The organism is Caenispirillum bisanense, from assembly GCF_900230255.1.
In the GTDB taxonomy this organism is placed as follows: Bacteria; Pseudomonadota; Alphaproteobacteria; order Rhodospirillales; family Rhodospirillaceae; genus Caenispirillum; species Caenispirillum bisanense_A.
In genome coordinates, this window is record NZ_OCNJ01000008.1 from 150,724 (window position 1) to 168,518 (window position 17,795).

General features: G+C 70.0%; 17 protein-coding genes. 4 read left to right on the forward strand and 13 right to left on the reverse strand.

The window, feature by feature from the left end; genetic code table 11:
* Nucleotides 1-166 precede the first annotated feature (166 nt).
* Together hslU and hslV are read right to left on the reverse strand one after the other, a co-directional pair.
* Nucleotides 167-1,483: an ATP-dependent protease ATPase subunit HslU gene (gene hslU, locus CRP50_RS17705; protein ID WP_097280515.1), complete on the reverse strand. Its 1,317-nt coding sequence runs from the start codon at nucleotides 1,481-1,483 to the stop codon at nucleotides 167-169.
* Nucleotides 1,480-2,031: an ATP-dependent protease subunit HslV gene (hslV, locus tag CRP50_RS17710; RefSeq protein WP_097280516.1), complete on the reverse strand. Its 552-nt coding sequence runs from the start codon at nucleotides 2,029-2,031 to the stop codon at nucleotides 1,480-1,482. Before hslV ends, hslU begins: the two co-directional genes overlap by 4 nt.
* Nucleotides 2,032-2,306: 275 nt before the next feature.
* Between hslV and CRP50_RS25640 the strand changes: the two genes are divergently transcribed.
* Complete coding sequence (locus CRP50_RS25640; RefSeq protein ID WP_176525245.1) at nucleotides 2,307-2,483, forward strand: hypothetical protein; 177 nt, start codon at nucleotides 2,307-2,309, stop codon at nucleotides 2,481-2,483.
* Between the two features lie 91 nt (nucleotides 2,484-2,574).
* Here CRP50_RS25640 and CRP50_RS17715 read toward each other — a convergent pair whose 3' ends face one another.
* On the reverse strand, nucleotides 2,575-3,051 hold the full coding sequence (locus CRP50_RS17715; protein WP_097280517.1) for a helix-turn-helix domain-containing protein: 477 nt from the start codon (nucleotides 3,049-3,051) through the stop codon (nucleotides 2,575-2,577).
* A gap of 171 nt (nucleotides 3,052-3,222) precedes the next feature.
* Between CRP50_RS17715 and hisB the strand changes: the two genes are divergently transcribed.
* A complete protein-coding gene (gene hisB, locus CRP50_RS17720) occupies nucleotides 3,223-3,822 on the forward strand; it encodes an imidazoleglycerol-phosphate dehydratase HisB (RefSeq protein ID WP_097280518.1) in 600 nt (199 codons plus the stop codon).
* A gap of 206 nt (nucleotides 3,823-4,028) precedes the next feature.
* Here hisB and CRP50_RS17725 read toward each other — a convergent pair whose 3' ends face one another.
* The 3 genes from CRP50_RS17725 to CRP50_RS17735 form a co-directional block, all read right to left on the reverse strand.
* Entirely contained in the window at nucleotides 4,029-4,346 is a 318-nt protein-coding gene (locus tag CRP50_RS17725; RefSeq protein ID WP_097280519.1) for a nucleotidyltransferase family protein, read from the reverse strand.
* A gap of 90 nt (nucleotides 4,347-4,436) precedes the next feature.
* The gene (locus CRP50_RS17730) at nucleotides 4,437-4,781 is read right to left on the reverse strand and encodes a hypothetical protein (RefSeq protein ID WP_097280520.1); all 345 of its coding nucleotides are present in this window, start codon (nucleotides 4,779-4,781) and stop codon (nucleotides 4,437-4,439) included.
* A gap of 75 nt (nucleotides 4,782-4,856) precedes the next feature.
* Nucleotides 4,857-9,728 (reverse strand): NAD-glutamate dehydrogenase, encoded by a 4,872-nt coding sequence (locus CRP50_RS17735; RefSeq protein ID WP_097280521.1) that lies wholly within the window; start codon nucleotides 9,726-9,728, stop codon nucleotides 4,857-4,859.
* Between the two features lie 248 nt (nucleotides 9,729-9,976).
* Between CRP50_RS17735 and CRP50_RS17740 the strand changes: the two genes are divergently transcribed.
* Entirely contained in the window at nucleotides 9,977-10,381 is a 405-nt protein-coding gene (locus CRP50_RS17740; protein WP_097280522.1) for a hypothetical protein, read from the forward strand.
* Nucleotides 10,382-10,385: 4 nt separating this feature from the next.
* Here CRP50_RS17740 and CRP50_RS17745 read toward each other — a convergent pair whose 3' ends face one another.
* The 3 genes from CRP50_RS17745 to CRP50_RS17755 all read right to left on the reverse strand — a co-directional run bounded on the left by CRP50_RS17745 (nucleotide 10,386) and on the right by CRP50_RS17755 (nucleotide 12,579).
* On the reverse strand, nucleotides 10,386-11,297 hold the full coding sequence (locus CRP50_RS17745) for a DMT family transporter (RefSeq protein WP_097280523.1): 912 nt from the start codon (nucleotides 11,295-11,297) through the stop codon (nucleotides 10,386-10,388).
* A 155-nt stretch (nucleotides 11,298-11,452) separates the two neighbouring features.
* The gene (locus tag CRP50_RS17750; RefSeq protein WP_176525246.1) at nucleotides 11,453-12,127 is read right to left on the reverse strand and encodes an RES family NAD+ phosphorylase; all 675 of its coding nucleotides are present in this window, start codon (nucleotides 12,125-12,127) and stop codon (nucleotides 11,453-11,455) included.
* Nucleotides 12,124-12,579 carry an antitoxin Xre/MbcA/ParS toxin-binding domain-containing protein gene (locus CRP50_RS17755; protein WP_097280525.1) on the reverse strand — a complete coding sequence of 152 codons (456 nt, stop codon included), beginning with the start codon at nucleotides 12,577-12,579 and terminating at the stop codon, nucleotides 12,124-12,126. Before CRP50_RS17755 ends, CRP50_RS17750 begins: the two co-directional genes overlap by 4 nt.
* Before the next feature lie 357 nt (nucleotides 12,580-12,936).
* Here CRP50_RS17755 and CRP50_RS17760 point away from each other — a divergent pair, with 357 nt between their 5' ends.
* On the forward strand, nucleotides 12,937-13,632 hold the full coding sequence (locus CRP50_RS17760; RefSeq protein ID WP_097280526.1) for a hypothetical protein: 696 nt from the start codon (nucleotides 12,937-12,939) through the stop codon (nucleotides 13,630-13,632).
* Nucleotides 13,633-13,795: 163 nt separating this feature from the next.
* On the opposite strand, the gene gshB is transcribed toward CRP50_RS17760, so the two are convergent.
* The 4 genes from gshB to CRP50_RS17780 all read right to left on the reverse strand — a co-directional run bounded on the left by gshB (nucleotide 13,796) and on the right by CRP50_RS17780 (nucleotide 17,749).
* Nucleotides 13,796-14,746 carry a glutathione synthase gene (gshB, locus tag CRP50_RS17765; protein WP_097280527.1) on the reverse strand — a complete coding sequence of 317 codons (951 nt, stop codon included), beginning with the start codon at nucleotides 14,744-14,746 and terminating at the stop codon, nucleotides 13,796-13,798.
* 72 nt (nucleotides 14,747-14,818) lie between these two features.
* On the reverse strand, nucleotides 14,819-15,667 hold the full coding sequence (locus CRP50_RS17770) for a SirB1 family protein (RefSeq protein ID WP_097280528.1): 849 nt from the start codon (nucleotides 15,665-15,667) through the stop codon (nucleotides 14,819-14,821).
* Nucleotides 15,664-16,356 (reverse strand): BON domain-containing protein, encoded by a 693-nt coding sequence (locus CRP50_RS17775; RefSeq protein ID WP_176525247.1) that lies wholly within the window; start codon nucleotides 16,354-16,356, stop codon nucleotides 15,664-15,666. The genes CRP50_RS17770 and CRP50_RS17775 overlap by 4 nt, the downstream gene beginning before the upstream one ends.
* A gap of 82 nt (nucleotides 16,357-16,438) precedes the next feature.
* Nucleotides 16,439-17,749: an RsmB/NOP family class I SAM-dependent RNA methyltransferase gene (locus CRP50_RS17780; protein WP_097280530.1), complete on the reverse strand. Its 1,311-nt coding sequence runs from the start codon at nucleotides 17,747-17,749 to the stop codon at nucleotides 16,439-16,441.
* Between the last annotated feature and the right edge of the window lie 46 nt (nucleotides 17,750-17,795).

A 17,795-nucleotide genomic window follows, 5' to 3' on the forward strand; every position in this document is an offset into this window, starting at 1 on the left:
GACAAGTGTTTGAGATCATTGCCAAATGTGTCATGGCCGGACTTGATCCGGCCATCCACGGCGTCCCCGGCGGCGGCCATGGGCGCCGGCCGTCACGACAGATGCCGTACACGCCAAGGGCCCGCGCACGAGGACGGAGGGGACGCCCCTCCGCCCCCCATTCCGCCTACAGAATGAACTTCGACAGGTCGCCCTTCTGGGCCAGGCCGCCGACGCGCTCCTGCACCAGATCGGGCGTGATGGCGATGGTTTCGCCGTCGCGGTCCGAGGCGGTGAAGCTGATTTCCTCCAGCAGCCGCTCCAGCACCGTGTGCAGGCGGCGGGCGCCGATGTTTTCCACCGACTTGTTGATGTCGGCCGCCAGCCCGGCGATGGCGTCCACCGCGTCATCCTGGAAGTCGAGCGTCACGCCCTCGGTCTGCATCAGCGCCTTGTACTGCTTGATGAGGCTGGCCTCGGGCTCGGTCAGGATGCGCTTGAAGTCGTCCTTGGACAGCGCCTGCAGCTCGACGCGGATGGGCAGGCGGCCCTGCAGCTCGGGCAGCAGGTCCGACGGCTTCGCCAGGTGGAAGGCGCCCGACGCGATGAACAGGATGTGGTCGGTCTTCACCGTGCCGTGCTTGGTGGCGACCGTCGTGCCCTCGATGAGCGGCAAGAGGTCGCGCTGCACGCCCTCGCGCGAGACGTCGCCGCCGCGTGCGCCGGCGTCGGAGCGGGCGGTGATCTTGTCGATCTCGTCCAGGAAGACGATGCCGTTGTTCTCGACCGACCGGATGGCTTCCTGCACCACCTCTTCCTGATCGAGCAGCTTGTCGCCCTCTTCCTTCAGCAGCACCTCGTAGCTGTCGGAGACGGTCATCTTGCGCGGCTTCTGCCGGCCGCCGAAGGCCTTGCCGAAGATGTCGTTGAGGTTGAGCATGCCCATCTGGGCGCCCGGCATGCCGGGGATGTCGATGGTCGGCATGCCGGCGTTGCCGGTATCGGCCACCATGACCTCGATCTCGCGGTCGTTGAGCGCCCCTTCGCGCAGCATCTTGCGGAACTTCTGGCGCGTCTCGGGGCTCGCGTTCTGGCCGACCAGGGCGTCGAGCACGCGGTCCTCGGCGGCCAGTTCCGCCTTGGCCGTCACCGACTTGCGCAGGCGCTCGCGCGTCTCGTTGATGGCGATTTCCACCAGGTCGCGGACGATGCTTTCCACATCGCGGCCGACGTAGCCCACTTCAGTGAACTTTGTCGCTTCCACCTTGAGGAAGGGCGCCTGCGCCAGCTTGGCGAGGCGGCGGGCGATTTCCGTCTTGCCGACGCCGGTCGGGCCGATCATCAGGATGTTCTTGGGCAGCACTTCCTCGCGCAGGCCCTCGGGCAGCTGCTGGCGCCGCCAGCGGTTGCGCAGGGCGATGGCGACGGCGCGCTTGGCGTCGCCCTGGCCGACGATGAAGCGGTCGAGCTCGGAGACGATCTCGCGGGGGGAGAAGGCGGTCATAGCGCTTCCACGATGATGTTCTGGTTGGTGTAGATGCAGATGTCGCCGGCAATGGCCATGGCCTTGCGGGCGATCGTTTCGGCATCGATTCCTTCGACGTCCACCAGGGCGCGGGCGGCGGCCAGGGCGAACGACCCGCCGGAGCCGATGCCGATGAGGCCGTCCTCGGGCTCCAGCACGTCGCCGTTGCCGGTCAGCACCAGCGACACGTCGGCGTCGGCGACGGCCATCATGGCTTCCAGCCGGCGCAGGTAGCGGTCGGTGCGCCAGTCCTTGGCGAGTTCGACGCAGGCGCGGGTGAGCTGGCCGGGGTGCTGCTCCAGCTTGGCTTCCAGGCGTTCGAGCAGGGTGAAGGCGTCTGCCGTGGCGCCGGCGAAGCCGACCAGGATGCCGCCGCCGGGGCCGATGCGCCGCACCTTGCGGGCATTCGCCTTCATGACGGTGTTGCCGAAGGAGACCTGACCGTCGCCGGCGACGACGACGCGGCCGTTCTTGCGCACGGACAGGATGGTGGTGCCGTGCCACGTGATGTCGGAAGGCTGGCTCATGAATTCCGCTGCCGTTGGAGGGCGTGGGGCGGGCGGAGCGGTCGTGGTCCGCCCGCGAAAGATGTCGTCGAACATGGGACGACGGCGCCGGGCGGTCAACCCTCGGTCCCGCCGGGCCGCTCGAGGCCTATACAATTTATGAGCGTGCTTCCGCATATGGCGCCCAAAAGTGTTGCCATGCGACCCGTAGGAGAGTATTGGAAAACGGGTAGTTCATCATCACGTGCAACCCCCGGCCAAGCCCTCAGGTCGGGGCCAGGCTTGCGAGGGACTCCGTGACCACCGCCACTCCCCGTTCCGGCCACCGTCCGACGTCGACCGTCCATGTGCGCATCGCCGTCGAAGCCGCCCTGAAGCTCGCCCGCGACGCCGCCCTGGACGGCTGCGTGGAGAAGCTGCGCGGTGCCCTGGCGGAACTGGATACGGTGGCCGGCGGCCGCGACGGCGCCTGACGGCGGCCGCCCGTCAGCGAAGAAAAACGGCCGGCCGGGCTGTGAAGCCCGTGCCGGCCGTCGTGCAACCGCAGCCCCCGCCCGGACCCGCTCAGTCGCGGCGGCCCATGGCCTTGAGCATCTTCAGAACGGTTTCCCGCTGTTCGTCGAGCGGCAGCTTCCAATAGGCCTGCACCAGCTCCAGCGTCTCGTTCTTCTTCATGGGGTCTTCTTCGAAGGGCGCCCGCGGAATGTCGGTGATGCCGGCCTGGGCCGGCAGGTTCTGCGTCGGGCGGTGCGACGTGATGCGGTCGTCGATGTCTTCGAAGAAGTATTGAATGGGCACGCCCATGACGCGGGCGATGTCGTACAGACGCGACGCAGACACGCGGTTGGACCCGCGCTCGTACTTCTGGATCTGCTGGAAGGTCACCCCGACGGCGGCAGCCAGCTGCTCCTGGCTGAGGCCGAGCAGCGTGCGGCGCAGGCGCAGGCGGCTGCCGACGTGCACGTCGACCGGATCGGGACCATATTCCTTCGCCGTGATCGGCTGCCGGCGTCTTTCGAAGGGGCGTTGAGTCTGCGTCACGAGCGGTACACCGTTGTAATTGGGCTGGAAGGTTTTATGCTTAGTATGCGGAAAAGATATATCTCTTGACGTTGCGGCTCCAGTTGATTTCACAACCTGCAACGCTCAAGACGTGTGGGTTTTTCGCCTGCGCTTATCCTGAAGGTTTGTAATCGCCAAGGACATCACCCAATGCGAGTCGCTTCCGTCGACCGGGTCACCCGCGAGACCCAGATCAGCGTCACCCTGAACCTGGACGGCACCGGCCAGTTCGACGGGGGGACGGGGATCGGGTTCCTGGATCATATGCTGGAAAATTTCTCCCGTCATGCGCTAATCGACCTCACCGTTCGCGCGACCGGAGACATCCATATCGACTTCCACCACACCGTGGAGGACACCGGCATCACCATGGGCATGGCGCTGGCGAAGGCGCTGGGCGACCGCAAGGGCATCCGCCGCTACGGCAGCGCGGTCATTCCCATGGACGAAACCTGTTCGGAAGTGTCGCTCGACCTGTCCAACCGCCCCTACCTGATCTGGAAGGTGGCCTTCACCCGCGACAAGCTGGGCGAGTTCGACACCGAGCTGTTCAAGGAATGGTTCCAGGCCTTCTCGCAGACCGGCGGCATCACGCTGCACGTGGTCAACCGCTACGGCGAGAACAACCACCACATCATCGAGAGCTGCTTCAAGGGCCTCGCCCGCGCGCTGCGCATGGCGGCCGAAATCGACCCGCGCGCCGCGGAAGCGGTGCCGTCGACCAAGGGCACCCTGGGCGGCAGCCTGTAACGCGGGCCAGGCCGCCGGCACACCCGGCGGCCTGCTGCACTCATGGCGGGCGCGAACCGCGCAGTGGCGGCAGACGATCGTGCCGCCGTGGATGGCCGGGTCGAGCCCGGCCATGACAACTCTGTGGTGCATACACCGCTCAGACGAAACCGATCACCCCTGGAGCGCGGCGGCGCGCTCAGGCGTAGTCGGGCTCCAGCGGTCGCTCAGAAGGCATAGACTGCGTCCCGCTGGACGGCCGCGCGCACCGGCGGGCGGAGCATGCATGCGTCTGCCACGTCGACGCGGCTTCCGGGCAGGCGGCGGCGGACCATGCCGCCGATGGCGTCGGCTACCGTCACCAGATCGAGAATGTCGCCGATACGTTCGACGTCGTACTCGATGACGATGTCGATGTCGCTGTCGGGGCGCTCGTCGCCGCGGGCGACGCTGCCGAACACGCCGGCATGCACGATCCCGCGCCGCTGCAGGTCGGGCGCGGCGCGGCGGAGTTCGTCCAGGACAGGGGCGAGGCGTGACGTCATCGGTTCGCTGGAAACGGGGTCGATCCAACCACATGCGCCCGCGCGGGCGCCGTCGTCAAGCCTCTCCCCTTCCGGCGCCGCCGTGCTCACTCAGTGGTCGGAGCCGTGCAGGATCTGGTCGCGCAGGCCGGTGTCGTACTCGCGGCCCGCCTGGGTCAGGGTGATGGCGGTCGGGTAGAACGAGCGCGCCAGGCCCTTGCGCTCCAGCGCCTTCCACACCGCCTCGTTGGACAGGCCGGTGGCGTCGGCGGAGCTGACGACGAAGCGGCCCAGGTGGAAGTGGTTGCCATGGGCATGGGGGAACCGGCTGACGGTGGAATCGCCCGTCAACTGGTCGATCATCGCCGTTTCCGGATCGTTGGCCAGTTCCTGCATGAGCGTCAGCGTCTTGAGCTGCAGCGGGTTCAGCTTCAGGGGGTTGGTCTTCGGCGGCATCGTCTGTCCTCGTGACTGGAAAGGGAACCCGCCGGCCGGCCCCCTGTGAGGACCGGCCGGCGGGTCTGCAACGGCTCAGGCGCCCTTCATGGCGCCGAACTGGCGGGCCGCGACCGTCAACATGGCGAGGTCGATGGCGTCGGTGGCGCGCAGCTCGGCGATGAGCTGGTCGGCCCGGTCCACCGCCGGCCCGTTGCCGGCCACCCATACCTCCACCGCCTCGGCGGCCTCGGTGCGCGGGCCGGCCACCGTGAGCACCGCCTCGGCCAGCTCGCGCTGGTCGCGGTACAGTTCCTCGATGATCGCCGCCACCGCCAGCTTCTGCCAGTGGCTGCCGACGGCGAGCGGTTCCGCCACCGCGCGCAGCCAGCCGAGCCCGAAGCGGGCACCCACCGCGAAGTAATGGCGGGCGGCGTCGCACACGTCGGCCATCTGGTGCCGGGCGGCGATGCGGGTGACGTCGGGCGCGCTGGCCAGCAGGATGAGGTTGGCCACCCGCCGCGCCAGGTCGTCGGGCACGCCCGCCGCGCGGTAATGCTCGGCGCGTGCCGCCACCTCGGCCACCACCTCGCCCGAGGCCGCCGTCTCGATGCCCGCCGCCAGACGGTCGACGCCCGGCGACAGTTCGGCGATGACGGCGCCCATGTCGAGCGGCGCCGGGCACTGGCGCAGCACCCACAGGGTACCCCGCTCGATCAGCCGGTTGGCCTCCAGCAGCATCTCCACCTGCGCCGTGGCCGGAACCTTGGCGTCCAGCGCCTCGATCTCGCTCCACAGGTCGCGCAGGCGGAAGGCGTCGCGGGTGATGATGTAGGCGCGCGCGATGTCGGCCGGCTTCACCCCGGTCTTTTCCATGATCTGGGTGACGAAGGTGCCGCCGACCCGGTTGATCATGCTGTTGGTGGCATGGGTCGCGATGATCTCCCGCCGCAGGCGATGGCGGCAGATGGCATCGCGGTACTTTTCCTGCACCGCCGTCGGGAAGTAGCGCACCAGATCGTCGAGCAGCATGGGGTCGTCCGGCAGGTCGGAGTCCACGATCTCGTCGAACAGCCACAGTTTCGAATACGGAATGAGCACGGCGATTTCGGGCCGTGTCAGGCCCTTCTTGGCCGCGAAGCGTTCCGCCACCACTTCGTCGTCGGGCAGGAACTCGATGGCGCGGTCGAGCCGGCCGGCGCGTTCCAGCATCTTCATGAGCCGCAGCTGGTGGTCGAGGATGTCGACGCCCTTGGCTTCGGTCAGGGAGATGGCGGCGGTCTGCAGGTAGTTGTCGCGCAGCACCAGGTCGCCGACCTCTTCCGTCATGTCGGCGAGGATCTGGTTGCGCTGCTTCTCGGTCATGTCGCCGTCGCCGACGATGCCGTTCAGCAGGATCTTGATGTTCACCTCGTGGTCGGAGGTGTCGACGCCGGCCGAGTTGTCGATGGCGTCGGTGTTGAGCTTCACCCCCGCCAGCGCCGCCTCGATGCGGCCGCGCTGGGTGCAGCCCAGGTTGGCGCCCTCGCCGACCACCCGCGCCCGCACGTCGCGGCCGTCGATGCGGATGGCGTCGTTGGCGCGGTCGCCGACCTCGGCGTTGTTCTCGGTGGCGGCCTTGATGTAGGTGCCGATGCCGCCGAACCACAGCAGGTCCACCTGCGCCTTCAGCAGGATGCGCATCAGCTCCGCCGGCGTCACCACCTCCTTCTCGATGCCGAAGGCGGCGCGGATTTCCGGCGTCAGGTGCAGCGTCTTGGCGCGCCGTTCGAAGATCATGCCGCCCGGCGACAGCACCGACTTGTCGTAGTCGGCCCAGGTGGAGCGCGGCGTGTCGAACAGCCGCTTGCGCTCGGCGAAGCTCGCCGCCGGGTCGGGGTTGGGGTCGACGAAGATGTGCAGGTGGTTGAAGGCGCCGAGCAGCTTGATGTGCTTGGACAGCAGCATGCCGTTGCCGAACACGTCGCCCGACATGTCGCCGATGCCGACGCAGGTGAAGTCCTGCGTCTGGGTGTCGTGCCCCATCTCGCGGAAGTGGCGCTTCACCGCTTCCCAGGCGCCGCGGGCGGTGATGCCCATGGCCTTGTGGTCGTAGCCCTTGGAGCCGCCGGAGGCGAAGGCGTCGCCGAGCCAGAAGCCGTACTCCAGCGACACCGCGTTGGCGATGTCGGAGAAGGTGGCCGTGCCCTTGTCGGCGGCAACGACCAGGTACGGGTCGTCCTCGTCGCGGCGCACCACGTCGGGCGGCGGCACCACGGCGTCGCCCTTCAGGTTGTCGGTGATGTCGAGCAACCCGCGCATGAAGGTCTGGTAGCAGGCGATGCCTTCCGCCAGCTGGGCGTCACGGCCGCCGTCGGCCGGCGGCTGCTTGACCACGAAGCCGCCCTTCGACCCCACCGGCACGATGACGGCGTTCTTCACCATCTGCGCCTTCATGAGGCCGAGGATCTCGGTGCGGAAGTCCTCGCGCCGGTCGGACCAGCGCAGGCCGCCGCGGGCGACCTTGCCGCCGCGCAGGTGGATGGCCTCGACCCGCGGGCTGTAGACCCACACCTCCACCCACGGCCGCGGCAGCGGCAGGTCTTCCACCGCCCGGCTGTCGAGCTTGAACGAGACATAGGGCTTCGGCCGCCCGTCGGCGCCGGTCTGGTAGTAGTTGGTGCGCAGGGTCGACCGCACGAGGTTGAGGTAGCGCCGCAGGATGCGGTCCTCGTCGGGGTTCGCCACGTCGTCGAGCAGCTGCTGGATCTCCAGCACCAGCGCGCCGGCGTTGGCGCCCGCGCCCTTGGGGTCGAACTGGGCGTGGAACAGCAGCACGAGGCGGCGGGTGATCTGCGGATGCGCCGCCAGGGCCTGTTCGATGTAGCTCTGGCTGAAGGTGAAGGCGGCCTGCCGCAGGTACTTGGCGTAGGCGCGCAGCACCGTCACCTCGCGCCAGGTCAGGTCGGCGCGCACCACCAGGCGGTTGAACCCGTCGTTCTCGCCCTCGCCCTGCCAGATGCGCTCGAAGGCTTCCTGGAAGCGCTCGCGGGCCGCCCCGACGTCGATGGTGGAGCCGTCGGCCGCCGTCATCTCGAAGTCGTGCACCCAGACGCTGCGGCGCTGCCCGCCGTTGCCGCCGTTGCCGGCCAGCTGGTCCTCGCGGATGCGCACCTCGAAGGGCACCTCGCCCATGACGCGGAAGCCCATGTTTTCCAGCATGGGCAGGATGTCGGACAGGGAAAGGGCGCGGTCGGCGTGGTAGATCTTGAACCGCACCTGATCTTCCGACACCTCCACCGGGCGGTAGAGGTTCATGCCGAGCGGCTTGTGCTCGGCCAGCATGGTCTCGATGCGGTCGATGTCGGCAACGCCCGCCTGCACCGTGTAGCGTTCGCGGTAGAAGCCGGGGAAGGCATGGGCGTAGCGGCGGAACAGCCGGGCGCCCTGCTCCTCGCCGCGGGCGGCGTAGAGGGCGTTCTCCAGGTGGTCGGACCACTGGCGCGCCGCATCGGCCAGCCGCGCCTCCACTTCCCGCAGGTCGAAGGGCGGGATCTGGAACGGCGTGGTGCGGATGATGAAGTGCAGCCGGGCGAGCGGGCTGTCCACCACCTGGGTGTAATAGGCGGTCATGACACCGCCGAAGGCCTTTTCCAGGATGTCCTGGGCGGTCAGACGCAGCTGCGTGTCGTAGCGGTCGCGCGGCACGAAGACGAGGCAGGAGACGAAGCGCTCGAACTCGTCGACGCGGGCGAACAGGGCGACGCGCTGGCGTTCCTGCAGATGGAGGATGCCGAGCGCGGTTTCGAGAAGCTGCTCGTCCGACGACTGGAACAGCTCGTCGCGCGGCAGGTTCTCCAGGATGTTCATCAGCTTCTTGCCGTCGTGGCTGCGCGGCCGGAAGTTGGCGTTGCGCAGGATGCGGTCGATCTTCCGCCGCAGCACCGGCACGAACATGGGGCTGTTGGTATAGACGTTGGACGTGAACAGGCCGACGAAGACGTGCAGCCCCACCACCTCGCCCGAGGCGTCGAAGCGCTTGATGCCGATGACGTCCATGTGCACCGGCCGGTGCACCCGCGCCCGCTGGTTCGCCTTGGCGATGACCAGGTAGTTGGGGCGCATGAGGAAGCCCTGCACGTCATGCGGCAGCTGGGCGCCCTCGCCCAGTTCGTCGAACACCAGCGTGTCATCGTCACGCAGGATGCCGAGCGCGGTGTCGCCGCGGGCGTGCACCCGGGTGGCGCCATCCGCGCCGCGGGTGAAGTCGTGGTCGCGGTAGCCGAGGAAGGTGAAGTGGTTCTCGCTCAGCCACTTCAGGAAGTCGCAGACTTCCGTGTGGTCTTCCACCGTCAGACCGGCCGGCGCGGCGGGCAGGTCGCCCATGACGGCCGCCATGCGGTCGTTCATGCCCTGCCAGTCGACGACGGCGGCACGCACCTCGTGCAGCACCCGCTCGATCTGCTCGGCGATGGCCGCCAGCACGGCGGGTTCGCCCTGCTCGGTGATCTCGATGAGCATGATCGACTCGGGGTGCGCCGACTCGTCCTCGCCCGTCTCCGAAAGCTCCGCCACGCGGCCCGAGTCGTCGCGGCGCAGATGCACGATGGGGTGGATGACCAGATGCACCACCAGGTCGAGCCGGTTCAGCTCGGCCGTCACCGAGTCGACGAGGAAGGGCATGTCGTCGTTGACCAGTTCCACGATGGTGTGGTCCGACGTCCAGCCGTGCTCCTCGAAGTTGGGGTTGTAGACCCGCACCTTGGGCGTGGCCGGCTTGCGCGAGCGCGCGAACTGCCACAGGCCCATGGCCGCGCCATAGAGCGACTCCGGGTCCTTGTCGAGGATGTCGTCCGGCGGCACATGGCGGAACATGTGACGCACGAACCGACCGGCCTGCTCGGCCGCCTCGGGATCCAGCCGGTCGGAGATCAGGCCGACGACGCGGTCGATCAGCTCCGCCTTGAGCGACACCGCTCGCTGGGACATTTGGGTTTCCTCCAGGGACGTTCGTTTCTTAAGGTTATGCTCGGGCTAGGCAAACAGCTTCGCGCCGTTGGCATTTTCTTTCAACCGCTTGCAGCACGGCCGATGCCCGACTTTTTCGCATTGCTGACGCGCGCCGCCGCCCGGCCGTTGCGCATAGACCGTAAGTCGTGGCGGAACGACCTTGACCGCAGTGGGGTCTCTCGGGACACTTTTGCGACAGCGGGAGCGGCGGCACGGAGAGGGCGGCCATGACGGAAATGATCGGGAATGCCGGCGCGGGGCGGTGGCCGGCGGAACTGCCGCCGGCGACGGCGGCGGCGGAAGAGGCGGCGATTCTCGCCCGGCTGCCGCCGGAGTTCGTCGCCTCGCTGTCGGCGGAGCAGCGGCGCTCCTTGCGCACCGCCCTGCCCGGCCAGCCGTGGCGGCGCCACCCGGTGGACCTGCGCTTCACGCTGCCGCTGTTCGGCCGCGGTCTCTACGTCACCGTGATCGCCGGCAGCGAGCGCCGCAATTCCGTGCGCCGCCGCGACGACCGTCTGCGCCATCCGCTCCACACCACCGGCAACCTCGCATTTCTCGTGGCGCTGGCGTCGCTGCTCTACGCGCTTGTGCTGACCGGCCTGGTGCTGGCGCAGGCGTCCTTCCCGGGCTGACGGATCACGCCGACGCGCGCCCCTGGACGCGCTCGCGGTGCCAGATGTAGACGCCGCTGCCGACGATGACGGCCGAGCCGAGCAGCGTCGTCGCCGTCGGCACGTGGCCGAACACCGCGAGCCCGATGACGCCGGCCCACACGATCTGCGCATAGGTGAAGGGCGCCAGCGTCGAGGCCTCGCCCAGGGCATAGGCCTTCACCGCCAGCACGTGGCCGGCCACCGCGAAGGCGCCCATGGCGGCCATGAGCACCATGTCGCCGCCACTCGGCATCACCCACACGAAGGGCACGGCGACACCGGCGCCCACCAGGCCGACGAAGCCGGTCCAGAAGCTGGTGACCAGCGCCCCGTCGTCGGTGCCGATGCGGCGGCTGGCGATGACCGCGCCGGCCCAGCTGACCGCCGAGCCGAGCGCCAGCACCGCGCCCCAGCCGATGGGGTCGCCGCCGGGCCGCACCACGATCAGCATGCCGACGAAGCCGGCGCCGACGGCGATCCACCGCCGCGGCCCCACCTTCTCGCCGAGCAGCGGAATGGCGAGCGCCGTCTGGATCATGGGACAGACGAAGAAGATGGCCGTCGCGGCCGCCAGCGGCGTATCCGCCAGCGCGGTGATGAAGAACAGGGCGGACGCCAGCATGAGGGCGCCGCGCACCACCTGCAGGACCGGCCGTTTCGGCCTCAGAACGGTCGTCAGGGTGCGACGGCCGCCCTTCAGCAGCAGCGGGCTGAGGAACAGCAGGTAGAAGACGTAGCGTCCGAAAGCGACCTCCACCGGCGGCACCGAGCCGGTGAGGAACTTGGACACGCCGTCCATGGCGGAAAACACGACGGTGGCGGCCAGGATCAGCATCGCGGCACGCGACGCCGATCCCGGTGCTGCGGCCGAAGACGCGGCGACGGGGGTGGTCATGGGTGTGATACTGCCGGCGGGATGCTCTCACGACGCCCGGCCGCGGAGCCCGCCCCGCCGACGCGACGGCTCCCGAATCCGGCACCTCCCCTCATACGCCCCTTCGCAGCGGCGGAGAAGAGCCGTTATCGCAGGGCGCCGGGGAGGCCGGTGAATCAGGCTTCCGCCACGGTGGGAACCGGATCGCCGTCCCACGTCAGGAGCAGACGGCGCCCGGGGCGGGGCAGTTCGACCAGCGGCGGCCGGAAGCAGACGAGGCAGTCCCCCGCCCCGCGCACCGACGGGTACACGAGCCCCGGCTCCCCCGCCCCCAACAGCCGGGCGGCCAGCGCCTGGCCCGCCGGATAGCCATCGGCGGGGTCGGCGGCGAGGCAAGCGGCGAAGCGATCGTCGCCGCGGATGTCGGGCCAGTCGCCGGAGAAGTCGGCCACCCACTCGTCGCGGTGGCTGACGTCGTGGAAGCGGTCGATCTCGGCAAGCCAGCGGGTGTGATGCCAGATCACCTCCGCCACTGCCGTTTCCAGGCCGAAGGCGGCATACCACGCCCCGCGCTCGCCGCTGTTGAAACGGGCGCCGCCGGGGCGGGCGTGGGTGAAGGCGTCGTTGACGAGGCGGGCGTAGGGCACGCCGTAGACCAGCTCGCGGGCGTCGATGCCGGGCAGCAGGTCGGCGTGGCCGAGCAGCCGCTCGTCGGTGGCGCCGACCAGGTCGTCGAGGGCGTCGCGCTCGGCCTCGGAGTCGGCGAGATCGGCCAGGGCCGGGCGGGCATACTCGGCCGGAATGAGCCGCGATGCCGCGGCATGGTCGAGCCGCACCGTCGCCGGCGTCACGCGCCGAGGCTCCGCCGCGCATCGAGCAGGCGGCGCACCTGCTGCAATCCCGGAATGCCGCCGCGGATCATGACGTCGAGCGGCCGGCGGCCGGCGAACATCTGGTTGCGGTTGGGCAAGGCCGGCCACTGGTCGGCCAGCGGCGGCGCGTGCAGCACCCGCAAGGAGCGCGCGATGCCGAGCAGCAAGGAGAGGCGCGTCAGTTCGTCCTGGCTGAGCGCCCGTACCGCCGCCTGCGTCTCCACCGCCTTGCGCAGGGACAGGAAGCGGGCGTGGCTCATGCCCCCCAGCAGGGCACGGGCGTCCTCCTCCCGCAGAGCCCAGGCGGCCGCCAGACGGAAGAAAGCCTTGAGCGCCGGCGCCGTCAGCCGCGCCCGTTCCCGCGGATCGGCGAGGTCGACCGGGTGTTCGATGGGCGCGCGTTCCGGCGCCCGTTCGGCGGCATAGCCCATGACACTCCTCCTGCCGGCGGCTTCCTGATGGAATATGGGTCGAAACCGACATGTCAACAAGTCGATTTCGACAACCGCCCACCCCATGAACCGCCCGTCATCTTGCGGTTGCGCGCCTTGTCGGCGGGGTTGCCGCCACCACTTTCGGGACGGGCGCCGCCCGCGTCGACAGCCACGGCGGGCAAGGAACTTTCGGTTCGGCCTCATCCAAAAGGGGAGGAGGCACTTCGCTCCGGAACCGAATCACCGGCATGCGGGTTCTACACCCGTTCGGATGCGACGGTTCAAGAAAAACGGGACAAATGTCCGGCCCGTCGCCAGGCAGAGCGCAGTCAGGATGATGCGGGAGAAGCGGTGATGCAGCGGAACGAAACTCTGGCGGCCAAGGCCGTGGCGCGGCAGACGGCGGCCTGCGCCCAACGGGTTCACGACCTCGGCTGTCCGGTCGAGACGCGGGTCGAGGACCGGCTGCCGGAGATGCTCGGTCGCGGCATGCAGGACGAAGCCGTGGAGATGGCGCTGGACGCCGCCCACATCGGCGTCTTCTGCTCGCGCAGCTGCCCCGCGGTCGATCCGCTGCTCGGCATCGTCAACCGCGCCGCCGAGGAGGAGGCTGCCGATCCCGACGGCCTCCTGCACGGCGGCGACGCCGACGGTGCCGCGTCCCCCACAGTGCGCCGCCTCAACCGCCTGCCGGCCGATGCGTCGGAGCCGGCGCGGCACGCCTTCCTGCTGGTGCGCGCCGCCTATCGCCTGCGCCAGGCCCGCACCGCCGATGCGCTGTGGCAGGCGGTGGACGGCAACGTCGGCTGCTGGATCGCCCTGCGCGCGGCGGTGGAGAGCGGCCGCGTCCGCCTGCCGGCCACCCGCCGGCGCCAGATCCTGCAGTACGCCGCCTACGTCGAACAGATGACCCGGGTGACGCGGCCCATGTCCGATCACCTGGTGGAAGCCTTCATCCGCCTGGGGCGGTCCGCCGCCGTGTGGCTGACCGAGGACGCCACCGACCGCGTCGTCGAACACCGCACCGTCCACGCCGTCGCGGCGGAGTAATCCCGCTCCTCGACGACCCCGATCCTCGACGAGCCCGATCGTCGCGGATCGGACGGCGCGACCGCGCCGCGCGGCCCCTGCCGCGGGAGCCAAGCGCGCGACGCGCGCGTCCGGCGCCTGAGGGCGGTGCGGTGATCGGCTCCGATCACTGCACCAACCAGACTCACCCCGCAGCGGATACCTTGCGCTCGATGACGTCCCAGATGTCCTTCTCGAGCTGGGTGCCGTCGAAGCGCGCCACTTCCTGCAGGCCGGTCGGCGAGGTGACGTTGATTTCCGTCAGGTAGTCGCCGATCACGTCGATGCCGACGAACACCAGCCCCTGCGCCTTCAGGGTCGGCCCGATGGCGTCGCAGATCTGGCGGTCGCGGTCGGTCAGCAGGCTCTTTTCCGCCCGCCCGCCGACATGCATGTTGGAGCGCGCCTCGCCCTGCGCCGGCACCCGGTTGATGGCGCCCAGCGCCTCGCCGTCGATGAGGATGATGCGCTTGTCGCCCTGGCGCACCGCCGGCAGGTACTTCTGCACGATCAGCGGCTCGCGCGAGCGCTGGCTGAACAGTTCCAGCAGGCTGTTGAGATTCTCGTCGCCCGGCGTGATGTGGAACACGCCGGCGCCGCCGTTGCCGAACAGCGGCTTGACGATGATGTCCTCGAACTCGTCGCGGAAACGCTTGATCTCGGCCACGTCCGAACTGATGAGCGTCGGCGGCATGAGGTCGGGGAAGTGGGTGACGAACAGCTTCTCCGGCGCATTGCGCACGCTCGCCGGGTCGTTCACCACCAGGGTCTTGGGATGGACGTGCTCCAGGATGTGGGTCGCCGTGATGTAGGCCATGTCGAAGGGCGGGTCCTGGCGCATGAGCACCACGTCCACCTCGGTCAGGTCCAGCGTCTCCCAGTCGCCGAGGGTGTAGTGGTCGCCGACCTTGCGGCGCACCGTCAGGCGGCGCGCCTTCGCCAGCACGCGGCCCTCGCGGAACGACAGGTGGCGCGGCTCGTAGTGCCACAGGGCGTGGCCGCGGGCCTGGGCCTCCAGGGCGAGGACGAAGGTGGAATCGCCGGCGATGTCGATGGCCTCGATGGGGTCCATCTGGATGGCGACTTTAAGCGTCATTGTGCAGCTCTCCGGATTGGCGCCGGCCGGGGGCGGCGCCGCAGGAACGGAAGGGATGGCCGCAAATGTCGTCTAGTGGAGGCGCTGGCGCAACTCCTGCAGCACCTGATCGATGCGCGTGCGGTCCGGGCCGTCGGCGGCGCGCGCCACGTATTCGTCAAGTGCGGCGATGGCGCCGGGCAGGTCGCCGACCCGCATGTGCATGAGCCCGCGCTCGCGCCACAGGGCCGGATCGTCGGGCGCCAGCAGCTGCATGTCGGTGATGGTCTCCAGCGCCTGGGCGAAGCGGCAGGCCTCCATGTGGCGCATCTTGACGTTGCCGAGCAGCCGCATGAGGACGCCGCGGTCGGTGAGCGGCTGGTACAGCTCCGGCGTCAGTTCCGCCGCCTGCCCCTGCACCGCCTTCAACAGCTCGCGCAGGTCGTGGGCCTCCACCGTGCGGCCCTGGTGGAAGGGGTCGAGGATGACGCGCTCGGCGTCGCCGCCCTGCACCCGCAGCAGGAAGTGGCCGGGGAAGTTGAGCCCCACCACGTCCCACCCCAGCGCCCGGGCGGTCTGGATGTACAGGATGCCGAGCGCCACCGGCAAACCCTTGCGGCGGTCGATCACCCGCATCAGGTCGGCGTTGTCGAGGTCGTCGTAGGTCTCGTCGTCGCCGGCGTAGCCGTGGCGCACCGCCAGCACGTCGGCCAGCGCCGCCGCCTGGTCGACGGCGCCCGACGCCTGTCCGGCGGCGCGGTCGCCCAGGTCCTGCGCCAGTTCCTTCAGGTGGGCGCGGTAGGGATCGAGCGAGACGCCGGGATGGCGCAGGGCGGCCAGGGCCAGGGCGGCCTCGGCGAGGTCGAAGTCGGCCTCGCCCTTGGCGGCGATGTCCGACAGCACGGCGCGCGGATCGGGGGTGGTGCGGGTGGGCTCGGTCACGGCCGCGCCTCCTCGGCTGTGGCGGGGGCAGTGTCTGGGGTTGCGGCGGGACCGACGCCGGGCGGCGGCGTGCGACGGTGGGCGCGGCGGCGGTCGGTCTTGAGGATCGAGTGGTCGACCACCCGGCGCACGTAGTCGGTGCCGCGGGCATGGGCGATCACCCGCCGCTGCTCCGCCTCCGACTGGGCGATGCCGAGCAGGTAGACGACGCCGTCCTCCACGTCGAGCGCGTAGTTGATGGCCAGCACCTCGCCGTCGAAGGTCAGCGCCGTCCGCAGGTCGGCCTCGATGAGGGCGTCGCGGGCGGCGGTGCCGGTGGCCGGTTCGGGCGTCAGGACCACTTCGTTGATCACCTCTTTCACCCCGTCGATGCTCCAGGCGATGCGCACCGCCTCGTCGAGGACGGCGGTCTCGGACGTCTGGCCGGTCAGCAGGACACGCCCTTCCATGATGGTGGCCGCGATGCCGCGGAACAGCACGCCCTTCTCATCGAAACGCTTGAGCAGCGTCACCTTGATCTCGACGTCGCGGGCGGCGCCGTCGAGGCCGCGTTCCTCGGCCGCGGCCGTGCCCACCATGGCACCGGCGCCCACCACCATGCCGACGGGGGTGCAACCGCCCGCCGCCAGGGCGCAGGCGGCGGCGAGGAGCAGCCCGGACGGGCGGCGGCGGAGCTGTCTCGGCGTCATGGTCTTCCCGTGCCGGCGGGCCTTGGTGGCGACCACCATAAAGGCTCGTCCGCACGAGAAAAGGGGAAAATGGCCCCGGGCGTCAGACCTTGCGGAAGCGGGCGGCGAAGAAGCCGTCCATGCCGCCGCGGTCGCCCAGGTGGAAGGGCAGCGTGCGCAGGGTGCCGTCGGGCGTCACCGCCTCGGCCAGGCCCCCCACCTCGGCCGCGTCGATGGGCTCGGGCGTCAGCGGCAGGGCGGCGGCGGTCGCCATGCGGGCCGGCCCTTCCTCGGGCTGCAGCGAGCACACGCAGTACACCAGCCGGCCGCCCGGCTTCAGCATGTCGGCGGCGGCCGTCAGCAGGGCGTCCTGGGTGACGGCGAGCGAGGCGGCGTCGCCCGACTTCTTGAGGCGCGGCACGTCGGGATGGCGGCGGATGGTGCCGGTGGCGGTGCACGGCGCGTCGAGCAGCACGGCGTCCACCGGCGCCTCGGGCCGCCACTGGGCGGCGTCGGCGACGACCGTGGTCACCCGCTCGGCGAGGCCGAGGCGCTGCATGTTCTCCGCCAGACGGCGCAGGCGCGCCTCCGACCGGTCGACGGCGATGACGGTGGCGCCGGCGGCGGCCAGCTGCGCCGTCTTGCCGCCCGGCGCGGCGCACAGGTCGATGACCGTCAGCCCCGCCACGTCGCCCAGCAGGCGGGCCGGCAGGGCGGCGGCGGCGTCCTGCACCCACCACGCGCCTTCGGCGTAACCGGGCAGCTGGCTCACCAGCCCGCCCTCCTTGCGGCGCAGGCTGCCGGTGGGCAGGATCTCTGCCTTGAGCTGCTCGGCCCAATGCGCGGCGTCGCCCTTGACGGTGATGTCGAGCGGCGGCTCCTCGGCGTCGGCGGCCAGGATGCGGCGCGCCGTTTCCTCGCCGTAGGTGGCGATCCAGCTGTCCCACATCCAGCGCGGCGTGTTGAGGCGCGGGTCGACCTCGGCCAGCACCGCCTGCCCCTCGCGCGCCAGCCGGCGGGCGACGGCATTGACGAGGCCGGTGAGCCCCGGCGCCTTCAAGAGCCGCGTCAGTTCCACCGAGGTATCGGCGGCGGCGTGCGGCGGCGTATCGAGGAACAGGATCTGCCCGGCGGCCAGCCGCAGCACGTGCTTCACGGCCCCGTGGCGGCGCGCCAGCGGGCGGTCGAGGAAGGCCTTCAGCACCGCGTCGATCTGGCCGAGCCGGCGCAGCGTCGTGGTCGCCAGCATGCGCACGAAGGCGCGGTCGCGGGCGTCGAGCTTGGCGACGGCGGCGTCGAACTGCTCGTCCAGCGGCTCGCCGTGGTCGAGCACGGCCTGCAGCAGGCGGAGCGCGGCGCGGCGCGGGGCCAGCGCCTTGGCGATGGCGGAGCGGGAGGGTTTGGACTCGGTCATACAGGCTCAATACGGCGAAAGGCCCGGCGCGACAAGAGGCGCCGGA